This window comes from Cryobacterium sp. Sr8 (assembly GCF_004403225.1).
GTDB lineage: Bacteria > Actinomycetota > Actinomycetes > Actinomycetales > Microbacteriaceae > Cryobacterium > Cryobacterium psychrotolerans.
This window is the reverse complement of record NZ_SOHO01000026.1, coordinates 25,571-38,142: the sequence shown is the minus strand read 5'-3', so window position 1 is coordinate 38,142 and position 12,572 is coordinate 25,571. Positions and strand designations below refer to the sequence as shown.

Here is a 12,572-nt window from a genome sequence, read left to right as displayed (position 1 = left end):
GGAACTCCACGGGCCGGAGCCAGCACGCTTCGCGGGCGGCCGCCGCGGCGCGTACCCTGAGGAGTCGACCGCGAATCCCGCGGGCTTTACGAAAGGCGCTCCGTGGACATCTCCCTACTCCGGCTCTTCGCCGCCGCCGCCGAGGAGAAGCACTTCGCTCGCGCCGCGGAGACCCTCGATGTCTCGCGGATGACGGTGAGCGCGTCGGTCCGGGCGCTGGAAGCCGAACTCGGCTATCCCCTCTTCGACCGCACGGCGGAGACCACCACGCTCACCGACGAGGGCGTGGCGTTCCTGGCCACCGCCCGGCGGGAAATTGCCGCCGCCCCCGCCCCGGCGCCGGCCCAAGCGCCGCCGGTGCAGAAGGCCGGGGGCAAGGCGAAGGCGTCCAAGGGCAAGGGGCGCACGCCCGACGTCAAGGGCCAGACCCGCCCCGGGAAGCGCCGCCAGTCGCGCTAGCAGCCGGCCGCCGGCGCCGAGTTTGACCGTTCCGGTCGAGTTTGGCAGGCGCACCGGTCAAGCTCGGCCGAAACCGCCAAACTCGACGGACATCCGGCGAGCCGGTTACGGGGTCGTGACCGTCTCGAGCCCGGTCGACCCGCCGGCCTCGGAGATGCCTCCGGCGTCGGTGACGTTCGTGAAGCCGAGGCCTTCCATGCGCGCGACCGCAGCCGACGACCGGTTCCCGGAAGCGCAGTAGACGACGTACTCGCCGTCGGCCGGAAGCTCGGAGACGAGGCTGTCGAAGTCGGGCGCCTGCACGTCGATGTTGACGGCACCCTCGAGGTGGCCCGCGTTGTACTCGTCGCTGGTGCGGACATCGACGACGACCGTGTCGGCGGTCACCGCGATGGTCGGTTCTGCCGCCGGCGCTGAGCAGGCGGCCAGCCCGAAGACGGCGGTCAAGGCGAGGGCGAGGGCGGCAAGGGTTTTCTTCATCTGGAACTCTCTTCGGTCGTGGGGGTGGCGCGGGGAAGACCGCCTGAGGTGGCGGACGATCGGGGAAACAGTGGCCGGCAGGTGGTGCACACGACGCCGTCGGCGCCGGGCTCTGCCGCGTTCGCCTCGCGCTCGCTCTCGAGCCGTTCGCGCAGGGCCCAGACGAGCAGGGCAAGGGCGGCGAGTGCCACCACGGGGCGAACGGCGCCGGTCAGCACGGGCTCGAGGGATGCGACATCCGTCGCCAGGTACAGCGCGACCAGGCCGAGAACGGGCCAGCGGGTGTCGCACAGGGTCGCCTCGGCGCCGATCGGGGCTCCGAAGTAGCTGGCGACAACCAGGCCGATCAGGCCGGATCCGATCGCCGCGAACGCGTACGACCACCAGGGTCCGGCGACGCCGATGCCGAGCAGGCCGGAGGCGAGCGCGATGACCACAAAAGCCGCAGCGGCGGCGCCGGCGGCGATCAGCCGGCGTCGCCTCGGCCACAGGATGAGGTCAGCGAACACGATCGGTTGCCTCCGTGCGGCCGGTGACGGCGGCGTCGGCCGGGATCGCTGCGTCCGCTGCCCGGCGGGCGGGCAGCCGGCAGGAGTTTTCGCGGGTGAGCCGGGCGTACAGTGCCCAGCCGAGCAGGATGATGGAGGCGGCCGCGAGGTAGGGCTGCACCGGTTCGAAGAACTGCATCGCGCCGGTCGTGCCCAGCGCCAGGAGCACGAGCTTGTTGCAGACCGGGCAGCCCACCGCGAAGAAGGTCACAACCCAGCCGGTCATTCCCAGGCGCCCCACGGCGCGGCTCGGCGCGGCGCCGTCAGGGTGGGCGATGTAGGTGGCCGTGACGAGGCCGGCCAGCACCGCGCTGACGAGCAGAACGGGCCAGGACCACACGGTCGGCGGGACCTCACGCGCGAAGAAGGGCGTATCGATCAGGTCGGTCGGAATCGCGATGAAGACGACGGTGAACGCCGCAGTGCCGAGGGCCACCCACCAGCGACGAGCAGGCCAGCGCCGAAGCTCTCCGCCGGCGACGCCGAGCCCGCGGGCGACTCCGTTGAGTCGGGCCGCGATGCCAGGGGATGGCTTCGCTGGAGCGCTCTGCATTCGCCTGGACCTCATCCTTGTTGCGGAGGCCGACTGATGGCCCCTGTTGCTTGATACCCCGACGGGTATTCTGATACCCTAAGGGGTATATCGGCGCAAGGCAAGCCCGCGGCGCGCACGGCACGGATTAGAGCGTCAAGCGGCTGGGATTACCCGGCAAGACGCTTTCCCGGCCCGACGATGGCATCCGAAAGGGTATGGTGGCGTGATTATGGCTGCAGCAGCAACTCACCCCAGTGACGACATTCGCAAGACACTCAATCGCCTCAAGCGCGCTCAGGGACAACTCGGCGCCGTCATCGCGGCCGTCGAATCCGGCGCCGACTGCCGAGCCGTGGTCACCCAGCTGGCCGCTGTTTCCAGTGCCATCGATCGCGCCGGCTTCACCATCATTTCCACCGCCATGAAGGATTGCCTGATCGACACCGGATCCGACGGCGAGGCCAAGCAGCTCAACGTCAACGAACTCGAGAAGCTCTTCCTCTCCCTCGCCTGATCCGCGTTCATCTGTGAGTCCATCTGTGAGCAATGACGAGCGCCCTCCCCTCGTCGGCGTGCCCCCCGTCGACGGCGAGCGGGACTCCGTGCTCCAAAAGCGGGTCGTCCGGGTGCTCGTCGCCGGGCAGATCCTCGGCGGAATCGGCATGGGGGCGACCCTGTCGCTCGGCGCCCTGCTCGCCGCGGACCTGTCGGGTTCGAGCGCCTGGTCCGGCATGGCCGCGACCATGAGCACCCTCGGCGCGGCCTTCGTCGCCGTGCCTCTCGCCCGTCTGGCCCAGGCCAGGGGCCGACGGGTATCCCTGGCGACCGGATCCCTCATCGCGGGCAGCGGAGCCGTGCTCGCGATCAGCGCGGCCGCCCTCGATCTCTTCCCGCTCCTCCTCCTGGCCCTCATGCTTCTGGGAGCCGGATCGGCCACGAACCTCCAGGCGCGCTTCGCCGCGACCGACCTCGCCGGCTCCCGATTCCGAGCCCGGGACCTGTCCCTCGTGGTCTGGTCAACGACGATCGGCGCCGTGCTGGGTCCGAACCTGTTCGGACCGGGCGAGGCCCTCGGCGCCGTGGTCGGGCTTCCGGCCATGACCGGCGCCTTCGCCTTCTCGCTCCTGGCCACGGTCGCCGCCTCCGTCGTCTACGCGCTCGGACTGCGGCCCGACCCCCTCCTCACCGCACTCGCAGGCCGCGCCATCAGCCTCACCCCTCGGCTGCGCCGGGGCGGCCTGGCCATCATCCGCACCAACTCGCCGGCGCGCTACGCCGTGGCCGTGATCGCCCTCAGCCACGCCACGATGGTCGCGCTGATGTCGATGGCCCCGGTGCACCTGCGAGACCACGGGGCAACACTGACCATCGTCGGCCTGACGATCAGCCTGCACGTGGCCGGAATGTACGCCCTCTCCCCCGTCTTCGGCTGGCTCTCCGACCGCGTCGGACGGCTGCCGGTCATCCTCGGCGGCCAGGCGATGCTGCTCACGGCGTTGACCATCGCCTGGCTCGGCGACGGCTCCCAGACCGCCATGACGATCTGCCTCATCTTCCTCGGCCTGGGCTGGTCGGCATCCGTGGTCGCCGGCTCCGCTCTCGTGGCCGAGGCGGTCGACGTGCACGACCGCTCGCCGCTGCAAGGGTTCTCGGACCTGTCGATGAACGCGGCCGGGGCGCTCGGCGGGGCACTGGCCGGCCCCATCCTCGCGGTGGCGGGCTACTCCGGGCTGGGGCTCGCCGCCATGGCCATGGTCGCCGTCGTGATGGCGTGGTCCGCCCTGCGACTTCGATACCCCTAGGGGTATACAAATTACCCCTAGGGGTATATTCTGGTGTCATGGCAACCATTGACATCACTGAGAAAACCTTCGACGAGACCATCGCCGGCAACGGCATCGTGCTGGTCGACTTCTGGGCCGAATGGTGCGGCCCCTGCCGCATGTTCGCCCCCACCTTCACGACGGCTTCCGACAAGCACCCCGAGATCACCTTCGCGAAGGTCGACACCGAGGCCGAGCAGGGTCTGGCCGCGGCCGCCGGCATCCGGTCTATCCCGACCCTGATGGTCTTCAGAGACTCCGTGCTGGTGTTCTCCCAGCCCGGCGCACTCAACGCGAGCAGCCTGGAGGAACTCATCACGGGCGTTCAGAACCTGAACATGGACGAGGTCCGCGCCAGCATCGCGGCGCGCGGCACGGGTCCCCAGGCAGCCTGACCGAGCGAGGGGCGGCCCTACTCGGGCTGCTCCTCCGCCTCGTCCCCCGCAGCCGATTCAATGTCGGATTCATCCCAGTTCTCGAGGTTCGTGAGCGAGGGGTGCGGACCCACCTCGGTCTCGCCCTGCTCCGTCATGTCCCCGACCGGGGATTCGGCACCCGGCTTGGCCGATGGGTTGGTCTTCTCGTCGCTCATCCTGAACCTCCGCGCTTCGTTGCAGCGAACACTTCCCTGCACCGAGGCTAAGCCCGATACCGGCGCCCGTCTAGGGTGCGAAGCGGGCGACCGCGCCCGTGAGTTCGTTGATCATCGCGTCACCGCCATGCCCCTCATCGTCGATCACGATGAGTTCGCTGCCGGGCCAGGCCTGGTGCAGGTTCCACGCTGTCGACAGCGGTGAGCTCACGTCGAGCCTGCCGTGAATCAGCACGCCGGGCAGGTGCGAGATCCGGCTCATGCCGGCCAGGAGCCCGCCTCCCTCGGCGAACGCATCGTGTTTCCAGTAGATCCGATTGAAGCAGGCGTTAATCATCCGCTGTCCGGGCCGAGGCCGCATCGCGGCGGAGAGCCGCTGCACAAAGGCACCTAGCCGACCGCCCAGGACTGCACCACGAACGGGGCTCCGGCCGCGTCGCAGGCTGTGAACACCCCGTGGAGCGCGAGGTTCCACGTTGACGACTCCCGGAAACTCAGCCCGTCCGGCGTCACCTCGGTCGGGTCGACGGTGGACATGACGACCCTCAGCTCGGCAATGCGCCTGGCCAGGGTCGTGCCTTCCGCGGTGTCCACGCGGTCAAGCACTCGCGCGGCGAGCGCGGCTGCACCCTGCCACTCCTGCTCGGTCGTTCGGGTCTCGGCGCGCGAAATCGCCGCGTTCATGAGGATGGTCACGACGTCGGTCATCTGGTCGCAGGTCACTTTCGCCGTGACGGCAGGCGTGGGCGAGGCCGGCGGCGCCGCCTCCACGCGTGCGCCCGCGAACTGGGTCCCGGCGACCACGCCGGCGGCCGCCGCCACGATGCCGACGAGCACGACGACCTTCCGCGTCCGTTTCGAGGCACCCGCGGACGCCGCACCGGGGCTATCGACAGCCCCGCCCAGGGGACCTTCCGCGGGGAACAGCGACTCGAGCCCGGGTGCGCGTCCCTCCGACGCGGCGGCCACGGCATCCTCTATCGCTTCGCGCTCCACGGATGCCTCCGCCTGGAGCTCACTGATCGAGCGGGTGGCGTCCGAGTCGCCCAGGGAACCGCCGTCCGCGGAGAAGACCCGGCGCTGCAGGTCGCGCAGCTCCTGCAGCGGGGACGGCGTGCCGTCGGGTGCGGGCTCCGTCGGATGTACCAGCCACCACAGGGCATGGAGCGCGTCGTGGCGTCCGCGGTAGTCGCGGCGCACGGCCTCGAGGAAGCCCGGATCGCGCCGAGCCCGGGAATACGCATCCTCGATCGGCTCACGCGCCACCGAACGCCCCCGGTCTGCTGATGGTGCCGTTCATGGCCACCCCCCCCCCTGGTTGCCGCCAGCCTACTTGTCTGCGTCGCCGGAACCAGCCAGGCTGCGGATCAGCGTCACGACCTGCACGATGATGCCGATGACCGTGCCGACCATGGCCAGGACGATCACGATCCGCACGAGCAGGGACCAGTCGAAGCCGTCCGGGAAGTCGAACGGAAACACCTGCCAGAACAGCACGAGCCCGGCCAGCCCGATTGCAAGCGTGACGAGGTCACCAAGCGCCCGCACCGATCGCCAGTCGAGGAGCAGGTTGAAAAGGTTGACGACCATCCCGGCGATCAGCGACGCGTTCACCAGGCCCAGCACATCGCGGAAGTCCTCGGTGAGGAACGGAATGATCTGCCAGCCCGGCCACACGTTGACGAGGTACAGCAGCACCCCATTGATGGCGACGGAGACCGCGTAGCCGACCCGTCTGGAGGCGCTGCTCGTCGTGCGGGGAGAAGCGGTGCTGGTCATTCTGGCCTCCGTCACAGGTCGGGCGGTACCGAGAGTAGACCCTTCCCCCGCGGCCCGCGCGGGCCGGATGCGGTCGCCGAGTGTCGGCCCCGTTACGGCTTCGGCGCCTGGGAGATCCGCACCGTGTTGCCCGACGGGTCACGGAATGCGCAGTCGCGCGGGCCCCAGGGCTGGTCGATGGGCTCCTGCACCACCTCGGCGCCGGATGCGCGGATCGTCTCGAAGGTCGCATCGAGGTCGTCCGTGCGGAAGACGATGATCGGCAGGGCGCCCTTCGTCAGCAGTTTCCGGAGGGTGTCGCCGTCGGCCTGGGACCGGCCGGCGTGGGGCTCGGAGAGCACGATCCCGAGGTCCGGCTGGGCCGGGCTGACCAGGGTGACCCAGCGGAAGGCGCCCGAAGCCACATCGCTCTGAACCTCGAGTCCGAGCGCGTCCCGGTAGAAGGCGAGCGACTCGTCCACGTCACTGACGGTGATGGTTGAGTACTGGAGTGAGATGGTCATGCGGCCCACGTTAGGCGGCTGTGGCGGTGACCGCCATGCGTGCGGCGTCCCTGCGGATGCCTGCGCGTCCGGCCGGTCCGGCGGTTAACGGCCCGGGGTGCGGCTACCGGCGCGGGCGTCTACCCAGGATGAAGTAGGAGATCGGGCCGAGGAAATTCACTCCGATGATCGCCGCCCAGACGCCCTTGCGTCCGTGGACGAGCGCCGGCGGGCGCTTCGCGAGGTCGGCCCATGCGGTCGCGGCCAGGGAGAGCTGCACCGAAGCCCCCACCAGAATCGCCGTTTGCTGCCGCTCGGTCAGCTCACTCCAGCTGCGCGCGCTCATGCGCCGGGCTTTTTCGCGGCGGCCTTCGCCGCCCGCTTTGTCTCCCGCACGCGTGTCAGGGTGTCGGCGTCGACGATGTCGGCGACCGAGCGGAACGACCCCTCTTCGCCGTACGGGGCGGACGCTTCACGCCAGCCCGCTGCCGTGATCCCGAGCCTCTTGCCGAGCAGGGCCAGGAAGATCTTCGCCTTCTGTTCGCCGAAGCCCGGGAGCCCCTTCAGCCGGCGGAGGATCTCGGCGCCGTCCGGGGATCCGGAGGTCCAGATGGCGGACGCGTCTCCAGCCCAGTCCGTGGCGACGACGCCGGCCACGGTCTGTACCCGCGCGGCCATCGAGCCGGGGAACCGATGCACCGCCGGCGTCTGCCGGAAGACCTCGACGAAGGCATCCGCGTCGTACCCGGCGAGCGTCGCGGGGTCGAGGGTGCCGATCCGGTCTCGGATCTTGGCCGGTCCGGCGAAGGCGGTCTCCATCGCGATCTGCTGGTCGAGAAGCATCCCGAGCAGGAGGGCGAACGGATCCTCGCTGAGGAGGGTGTCGGCGGCGGAGTCGCCGGTGAGGTGCAGCGTCATCCGCCCAGTCTGGCACCGGGCGCGTGCATCCGCGCACCCCAGTGCAGCCGAAATGGCGACAGGTGCGGGGCGGCCCGGATACGCTCGGCGCATGAAGCCGTTCCGAGTGCGTACCTGTGTGGTCGGCGCCCCCTGGCGCCGGGGGCGTCGGATGCCTGAGCGCACCCTCATCCTGCTGCGGCATGCCAAGTCGGACTGGTCGGGCGAGGAGGCCGACGTCGACCGGCCGCTGGCCGATCGCGGCCTGCGGCAGGCACCGGAGGCCGGCCGATGGCTGGCCGTGAGCATCGACCGCATCGATCTCGCCGTCGTGTCACCCGCGAGGCGGGCTCGCAGCACCTGGGAACTCGCCTCGGCAGAGCTGGCGAGCCGGCCGCCGAGCCGGATCGACGAGCGACTGTACGCCGCGTCCACGAGTCAGTTGCTCGGCGTGGTGCGCGCCCTGCCGGACGAGGTCGACACCGTCGTGTTGGTGGGCCACAACCCCGGGATCGAAGACCTTGTCTCGATTCTCACGGGCGACTCGGTGCCGATGCCCACCTCGGCTCTGGCGGTGATCGGGCTGGCCGGCTCGTGGTCGAACGCCGGCCGAACGCAAGCGACGCTGCGGGCGGGCGGCAGGCCACCCGCAGCGTCGCGGTAACTGCCCGGGTCAGCGGGCGGAGGTCGACTCCAGGGACTCCTGCTGGGCGACCCAGCCGATGTAGCTGCCGTCGAGCTCGACCACGTTATAGCCCTCGTGGCGCAGCGCGCTGGCCACGACCGAACTGCGGACGCCACTCTGGCAGTAGGTCACGATGGTGCCCTCGGCCGGGAGCTGGTCCAGGTTCCAGAGCACGCGACCGCCGTGCAACTGCGGTGAGCCCGGGATGTGACCGGCGTCGTGCTCGCTCTTGGCGCGGACGTCGAGCAGCAGTGCCGACTCGAAGCCGTCCAGCTCCTCGGGCTGGACCAGCCGCGGGGTGCTCAGCGGCAGGCCTTCGAACCCGGTGACATAGCCGCTCACCTTGTCGATGCCGACGCGCACGAGGTGGTCCCAGTATTCCTGGGCCTGGTCCTGGTCGGCGGCCAGGAGCACGAGCGGGCGGGAATCCCGCTCCGGGTCCACGGCCCACGCGGCGTAGGTCGCCACGCTCTTGCCGGCCGGGATGTTCAGCGAGCCCTGCACGGTGCCTTCATGCACCTCGGTGTTGTGGCGGGTGTCAACGAACGTCACCGTGTTCTCGGCGAGGTCCTTGGCGACGGTTTCGGCGGACAGTTCTTCCAGCGGAGCACGCTCGCCCATGATGGCCGGACCCTGACGGTTCTCGCGCTTCATCCGCCCGAAGTAGGCCGGTGCGTCGGGCTGGCCGTCGAGGAGTTCGTTGATGAAGCCTTCTTCGTCGCCCGCGACGAGGTAGGGGCCCCACCAGGCGTAGAGCCGCTCGTAGCCGACCGTCGAGGACGGGACCGCGCCGAGGGCCTTGCCGCAGGCGCTGCCGGCGCCGTGGCCAGGGTGCACCTGCACGTAGTCGGGCAGGGTCAGGAACTTGTCCCGGAGGCTGGCGAACATCTGCTTCGCCCCGGCGAACCGGGTGTCGACGCCGCCGGCTGCCTCATCCAGCAGGTCCGGACGTCCCAGGTCGCCGGAGAAGACGAAGTCGCCGGAGAGCAGGTAGCCGGGCTTGTCGCTGAACGCGCCATCGGTGACGAGGTAGGAGAGGTGCTCGGGGGTGTGGCCCGGAGTGTGCACGGCCTGGACGGTGATGTTGCCGATGGTGATCGCGTCACCGTCGTACAGCCGCTCGCCCTCGAATCGGTACTGCCAGTCCTCTCCGCCCTCGCCGGACACGTAGATGGTCGCGCCGGTGGCTGCGGCCAGTTCGCGGGTGCCGGAGAGGTAGTCGGCGTGGATGTGGGTCTCGGTGACGGCGACGATCTTCATTCCGTTCGCTGCGGCGACGGCCTGATAGACGGCAATGTCGCGGCGGGGGTCGACCACGACCGCCTCGCCCTTGCGCTGGCAGCCGATCAGGAAGCTGGCCTGGGCAAGGTCCTCGTCATAAATGCGCTCAATAAGCATGTGGGGGTCTCCTTCGTAGACAGTGCGGCGGAGGTCCCAGAGGGGTCCTTCCGTTCGTCTCTACTCCAGAGTAATACCCGGGGGGGTATAAGGCAAGCCCCCGTGCGGTCGGTTCGAGCGGTTGGCCGCCCAGTCCCTCTTGCTTGTCAAACCATGCGGCCGAGGGCACATTCCCCTCATAAGCGCGTACCGCACGATCCGTTTGGATCACCGTCGTAGCAAGGAAGCGGAGCATCATGCCCTCTGATAAGCACACACACAGCATCCACATCGACGCGCCCGTGGAGAAGGTCTTCCACTACATCGAGGACCCCGCGCACTTCGTCGCCGCGATGCCGGAGGAATCCAACATCACCCTGGGTGCCGTGAACCGGTCGCCCGAAGGGACTGTGTCCACCTACGAGGTCAAGTACCGCGAACTCGGCATGCACCTGACCGGTGTCTTCACAAGGGAGGAGTATGTGGTCAACGAGCGCATCGTCGACCATTCCTCCCTGGGCCCAATCTTCACCTTCTCCGTCGAGGCCGACGACAGCGGAACGACGCTCACAGCCAGCTGGGACGCCTCCACGCTGATGAAGATGCTCGACGCGGTCTTCTTCCACGGAGACAAGGACATTGAGCGCGCCCTTGCCACCTACAAGGTCGAGATCGAGGCCCTGGCCTGAGTCCGCGGTGAAGACGGCGTTGTCGGCCGAGTTCGCCTGTTCCGGTCGACATTGACAGGCACACCAGGGGAACTCGACCGGAACCGTCAATCTCGGCGGAACGCACCGCGGGCAGCGACGCGAGCGGCGAGCGAGTCAGACGTTGAAGCGGAACTCCACCGAGTGGCATCGCCGAGCAACCTTTAGAGCCACGTTTCGCGCCATCCTGGCTATCTCCGCATCGTCGCTGCCAGCAGCGCAGTGACTCCCCTACTCCCTGCCGTCCTCAAGCGGGATGAGCATCGTTCGAAATGGACCGGCAACGGCGTGGAGGTCCCAAATGCGATCGGCGACGCCGTCGATGCCGTTGACAAGCTGGAGCTGAGGAATGCCTCCCGGGATCACGAGTTGGCTGACACGGACTCCCTCACCCTCGAGTGCGTCGTGGAGCATCTCACCGTAGGCGCTCTCAGCCGGGAAGGCGACCGATGTGCCTGCGAAGTCAGCGCGGGCCTTCACCGAGGTTCCGCCGTTGATCAAGATGATGCTGCCGCTTCCTGCCTGCCGCATTGCCGGGAGCACCGTACGCACCGCGTGAATGAGCCCGAGAGCCGAGAACTGCAATGCCTCCAAAGCCAGCTCCGGAGTCATTTCAAGCACCGGCTTCAGATAATCACGCGACGGGAGCGGACTGTACTGCAACGTGGAGATGGGTCCCAGCTCTGCCGCGGCACGCGCCAGTGCATCTTCAAGCGTCGCCGGTACCCGTACATCCGCAGCGTAACCACCCACGGTGAAGCCGGCAGCAGTGAGCTCCGCAGCCATGGAGTCCAGCTTCGACTGGTTCCTCGAGATCAGGGCGATTGAGAAGCCCTCGCGCCCGAACCTTCGCGCAACTGCTGCTCCGAGTCCCGGTCCAGCTCCGATGATGGCGATGACAGGCACGGTGGTTTCCTCCGAATGATGATGGTGTGGTGTCTAGAGTGAGGTCAGATTGGACGACAGTTCTTCGGGATCACGCACCTGAGCAAGTTCGCTTAGGCGAAGCAAATACTGAGAGCTTCTGCTGCGAGCGGTACGCTCGGGCCCCTTCCGACCTGCCCGAGCCTAGACGTTGAAGCGGAACTCCACCACGTCGCCATCCTGCATGACGTAGTCCTTGCCTTCGATGCGGGCCTTGCCCTTGGCGCGGGCCTCGGCCACCGAGCCGGCGGCGACGAGGTCGTCGAACGAGAAGACCTCGGCCTTGATGAAGCCCTTCTGGAAGTCGGTGTGGATGACCCCGGCGGCCTGCGGCGCGGTCCACCCCTTGTGGATCGTCCAGGCGCGCGTTTCCTTGGGCCCGGCGGTCAGGTAGGTCTGCAGGCCGAGCGTGTCGAAGCCGATGCGGGCGAGCTGGTTGAGGCCGCTCTCCTCCTGGCCGGTGGAGGCCAGCATCTCGGCGGCATCCTCTTCGTCCAGTTCCAGAAGTTCCGACTCGAGCTTGGCGTCGAGGAACACGGCCTTGGCCGGGGCGACGAGGGCGGCGAGGGTGGCGAGCTTCTCGGCATCCTGCAGCACCTCCTCGTCGACGTTGAAGACGTAGATGAACGGCTTGGCCGTGAGCAGGCCGAGTTCGCGGATCGGCTCGAGGTCGATCGTCGAGGCGGACAGCGGCTTGCCGGCGTCGAGGAAGGCCTGGGCGGCCAGGGCCGTCTGCAGCACGGCCGGGTCGAGCTTGCGGCCCTTGGTGTCCTTCTCGAAGCGGGTGACCGCCTTCTCGAGGGTCTGCAGGTCGGCCAGGATCAGCTCGGTGTTGATGGTCTCCATGTCGCCGGCCGGGTCGACCGCGCCGTCGACATGCACGACGTCGGGGTCGGCGAAGCCTCGGATGACCTGCGCGATGGCGTCGGCTTCACGGATGTTGGCGAGGAACTTGTTGCCCAGGCCCTCGCCCTCGCTGGCGCCGCGCACGATTCCGGCGATGTCGACGAACGACACCGGGGCAGGCAGGAGGCGCTCGCTGCCGAAGATCGTCGCGAGCTTCGCCAGGCGCGCGTCGGGCAGGTTGACGACCCCGACGTTCGGCTCGATCGTCGCGAACGGGTAGTTCGCCGCGAGCACGTTGTTCTTGGTCAGGGCGTTGAAGAGGGTGGACTTGCCGACATTGGGCAGTCCGACGATTGCAATAGTTAGAGCCACGAGACTCAATCGTACCGGCTCGCGCCCGGCCCTTCCTTGACGGGCCCTGTCAGCGGCGCGTGAGAC

19 protein-coding genes are annotated in these 12,572 nt (G+C 68.6%); 6 read left to right on the top strand and 13 right to left on the bottom strand.

The features are described from left to right. The first annotated feature begins 102 nt into the window (after window positions 1-102). Window positions 103-459 (top strand): LysR family transcriptional regulator, encoded by a 357-nt coding sequence (locus E3T54_RS04055; RefSeq protein WP_134474674.1) that lies wholly within the window; start codon window positions 103-105, stop codon window positions 457-459. 105 nt (window positions 460-564) lie between these two features. Here E3T54_RS04055 and E3T54_RS04050 read toward each other — a convergent pair whose 3' ends face one another. From E3T54_RS04050 to E3T54_RS04040, 3 genes are read right to left on the bottom strand one after another with little or no spacing between them, the layout of a single operon-like run. Continuing rightward, window positions 565-939, bottom strand: coding sequence for a rhodanese-like domain-containing protein (locus E3T54_RS04050; protein WP_092321285.1), 375 nt, complete (start codon window positions 937-939; stop codon window positions 565-567). Further along, the gene (locus tag E3T54_RS04045) at window positions 936-1,448 is read right to left on the bottom strand and encodes a hypothetical protein (RefSeq protein WP_092321284.1); all 513 of its coding nucleotides are present in this window, start codon (window positions 1,446-1,448) and stop codon (window positions 936-938) included. The genes E3T54_RS04050 and E3T54_RS04045 overlap by 4 nt, the downstream gene beginning before the upstream one ends. Continuing rightward, entirely contained in the window at window positions 1,438-2,040 is a 603-nt protein-coding gene (locus E3T54_RS04040) for a hypothetical protein (protein WP_174844385.1), read from the bottom strand. Before E3T54_RS04040 ends, E3T54_RS04045 begins: the two co-directional genes overlap by 11 nt. Before the next feature lie 211 nt (window positions 2,041-2,251). Between E3T54_RS04040 and E3T54_RS04035 the strand changes: the two genes are divergently transcribed. From E3T54_RS04035 to trxA, 3 genes are read left to right on the top strand one after another with little or no spacing between them, the layout of a single operon-like run. Continuing rightward, window positions 2,252-2,536 carry a metal-sensitive transcriptional regulator gene (locus E3T54_RS04035; RefSeq protein WP_092321283.1) on the top strand — a complete coding sequence of 95 codons (285 nt, stop codon included), beginning with the start codon at window positions 2,252-2,254 and terminating at the stop codon, window positions 2,534-2,536. Window positions 2,537-2,561: 25 nt separating this feature from the next. Beyond that, entirely contained in the window at window positions 2,562-3,824 is a 1,263-nt protein-coding gene (locus tag E3T54_RS04030; RefSeq protein ID WP_370254823.1) for an MFS transporter, read from the top strand. Window positions 3,825-3,862: 38 nt separating this feature from the next. Beyond that, window positions 3,863-4,240, top strand: a complete 378-nt coding sequence (gene trxA, locus E3T54_RS04025) for a thioredoxin (RefSeq protein WP_134474673.1) — start codon at window positions 3,863-3,865, stop codon at window positions 4,238-4,240. 17 nt (window positions 4,241-4,257) lie between these two features. Here trxA and E3T54_RS04020 read toward each other — a convergent pair whose 3' ends face one another. The 7 genes from E3T54_RS04020 to E3T54_RS03990 all read right to left on the bottom strand — a co-directional run bounded on the left by E3T54_RS04020 (window position 4,258) and on the right by E3T54_RS03990 (window position 7,616). Then, entirely contained in the window at window positions 4,258-4,437 is a 180-nt protein-coding gene (locus E3T54_RS04020; RefSeq protein ID WP_134474672.1) for a hypothetical protein, read from the bottom strand. A 70-nt stretch (window positions 4,438-4,507) separates the two neighbouring features. Next, window positions 4,508-4,774: a hypothetical protein gene (locus E3T54_RS04015; RefSeq protein ID WP_174844384.1), complete on the bottom strand. Its 267-nt coding sequence runs from the start codon at window positions 4,772-4,774 to the stop codon at window positions 4,508-4,510. Between the two features lie 53 nt (window positions 4,775-4,827). Next, a complete protein-coding gene (locus E3T54_RS04010; protein ID WP_134474671.1) occupies window positions 4,828-5,703 on the bottom strand; it encodes a hypothetical protein in 876 nt (291 codons plus the stop codon). A 63-nt stretch (window positions 5,704-5,766) separates the two neighbouring features. Further along, the gene (locus E3T54_RS04005; protein WP_134474670.1) at window positions 5,767-6,216 is read right to left on the bottom strand and encodes a hypothetical protein; all 450 of its coding nucleotides are present in this window, start codon (window positions 6,214-6,216) and stop codon (window positions 5,767-5,769) included. A 92-nt stretch (window positions 6,217-6,308) separates the two neighbouring features. Beyond that, on the bottom strand, window positions 6,309-6,719 hold the full coding sequence (locus E3T54_RS04000; protein ID WP_134474669.1) for a VOC family protein: 411 nt from the start codon (window positions 6,717-6,719) through the stop codon (window positions 6,309-6,311). A gap of 103 nt (window positions 6,720-6,822) precedes the next feature. Next, window positions 6,823-7,044 (bottom strand): PLDc N-terminal domain-containing protein, encoded by a 222-nt coding sequence (locus E3T54_RS03995; RefSeq protein ID WP_092321277.1) that lies wholly within the window; start codon window positions 7,042-7,044, stop codon window positions 6,823-6,825. Further along, window positions 7,041-7,616, bottom strand: coding sequence for an HhH-GPD-type base excision DNA repair protein (locus tag E3T54_RS03990; protein ID WP_134474668.1), 576 nt, complete (start codon window positions 7,614-7,616; stop codon window positions 7,041-7,043). Before E3T54_RS03990 ends, E3T54_RS03995 begins: the two co-directional genes overlap by 4 nt. A gap of 151 nt (window positions 7,617-7,767) precedes the next feature. On the opposite strand from E3T54_RS03990, the gene E3T54_RS03985 reads away from it, so the two are divergent. Continuing rightward, window positions 7,768-8,259 (top strand): histidine phosphatase family protein, encoded by a 492-nt coding sequence (locus E3T54_RS03985; protein ID WP_134474667.1) that lies wholly within the window; start codon window positions 7,768-7,770, stop codon window positions 8,257-8,259. A gap of 9 nt (window positions 8,260-8,268) precedes the next feature. Here E3T54_RS03985 and E3T54_RS03980 read toward each other — a convergent pair whose 3' ends face one another. Continuing rightward, window positions 8,269-9,678 (bottom strand): MBL fold metallo-hydrolase, encoded by a 1,410-nt coding sequence (locus tag E3T54_RS03980; protein WP_134474666.1) that lies wholly within the window; start codon window positions 9,676-9,678, stop codon window positions 8,269-8,271. A gap of 236 nt (window positions 9,679-9,914) precedes the next feature. Here E3T54_RS03980 and E3T54_RS03975 point away from each other — a divergent pair, with 236 nt between their 5' ends. Next, window positions 9,915-10,346 (top strand): SRPBCC family protein, encoded by a 432-nt coding sequence (locus E3T54_RS03975; RefSeq protein WP_198414428.1) that lies wholly within the window; start codon window positions 9,915-9,917, stop codon window positions 10,344-10,346. A 249-nt stretch (window positions 10,347-10,595) separates the two neighbouring features. Here the strand turns inward: E3T54_RS03975 and E3T54_RS03970 are convergent, their stop codons facing one another. Further along, complete coding sequence (locus tag E3T54_RS03970) at window positions 10,596-11,270, bottom strand: SDR family oxidoreductase (RefSeq protein ID WP_134474664.1); 675 nt, start codon at window positions 11,268-11,270, stop codon at window positions 10,596-10,598. Between the two features lie 162 nt (window positions 11,271-11,432). Further along, window positions 11,433-12,506, bottom strand: coding sequence for a redox-regulated ATPase YchF (ychF, locus tag E3T54_RS03965; RefSeq protein WP_092321271.1), 1,074 nt, complete (start codon window positions 12,504-12,506; stop codon window positions 11,433-11,435). Between the last annotated feature and the right edge of the window lie 66 nt (window positions 12,507-12,572).

Bases quoted from the DNA above. Each gene is read 5' to 3' on its own strand.
- E3T54_RS04050 (WP_092321285.1), bottom strand. From the start codon at position 939: ATGAAGAAAACCCTTGCCGCCCTCGCCCTCGCCTTGACCGCCGTCTTC.
- E3T54_RS04040 (WP_174844385.1), bottom strand. From the start codon at position 2,040: ATGCAGAGCGCTCCAGCGAAGCCATCCCCTGGCATCGCGGCCCGACTC.
- E3T54_RS04035 (WP_092321283.1), top strand. From the start codon at position 2,252: ATGGCTGCAGCAGCAACTCACCCCAGTGACGACATTCGCAAGACACTC.
- trxA (WP_134474673.1), top strand. From the start codon at position 3,863: ATGGCAACCATTGACATCACTGAGAAAACCTTCGACGAGACCATCGCC.
- E3T54_RS04020 (WP_134474672.1), bottom strand. From the start codon at position 4,437: ATGAGCGACGAGAAGACCAACCCATCGGCCAAGCCGGGTGCCGAATCC.
- E3T54_RS04015 (WP_174844384.1), bottom strand. From the start codon at position 4,774: ATGATTAACGCCTGCTTCAATCGGATCTACTGGAAACACGATGCGTTC.
- E3T54_RS04005 (WP_134474670.1), bottom strand. From the start codon at position 6,216: ATGACCAGCACCGCTTCTCCCCGCACGACGAGCAGCGCCTCCAGACGG.
- E3T54_RS04000 (WP_134474669.1), bottom strand. From the start codon at position 6,719: ATGACCATCTCACTCCAGTACTCAACCATCACCGTCAGTGACGTGGAC.
- E3T54_RS03995 (WP_092321277.1), bottom strand. From the start codon at position 7,044: ATGAGCGCGCGCAGCTGGAGTGAGCTGACCGAGCGGCAGCAAACGGCG.
- E3T54_RS03990 (WP_134474668.1), bottom strand. From the start codon at position 7,616: ATGACGCTGCACCTCACCGGCGACTCCGCCGCCGACACCCTCCTCAGC.
- E3T54_RS03985 (WP_134474667.1), top strand. From the start codon at position 7,768: ATGCCTGAGCGCACCCTCATCCTGCTGCGGCATGCCAAGTCGGACTGG.
- E3T54_RS03980 (WP_134474666.1), bottom strand. From the start codon at position 9,678: ATGCTTATTGAGCGCATTTATGACGAGGACCTTGCCCAGGCCAGCTTC.
- E3T54_RS03975 (WP_198414428.1), top strand. From the start codon at position 9,915: ATGCCCTCTGATAAGCACACACACAGCATCCACATCGACGCGCCCGTG.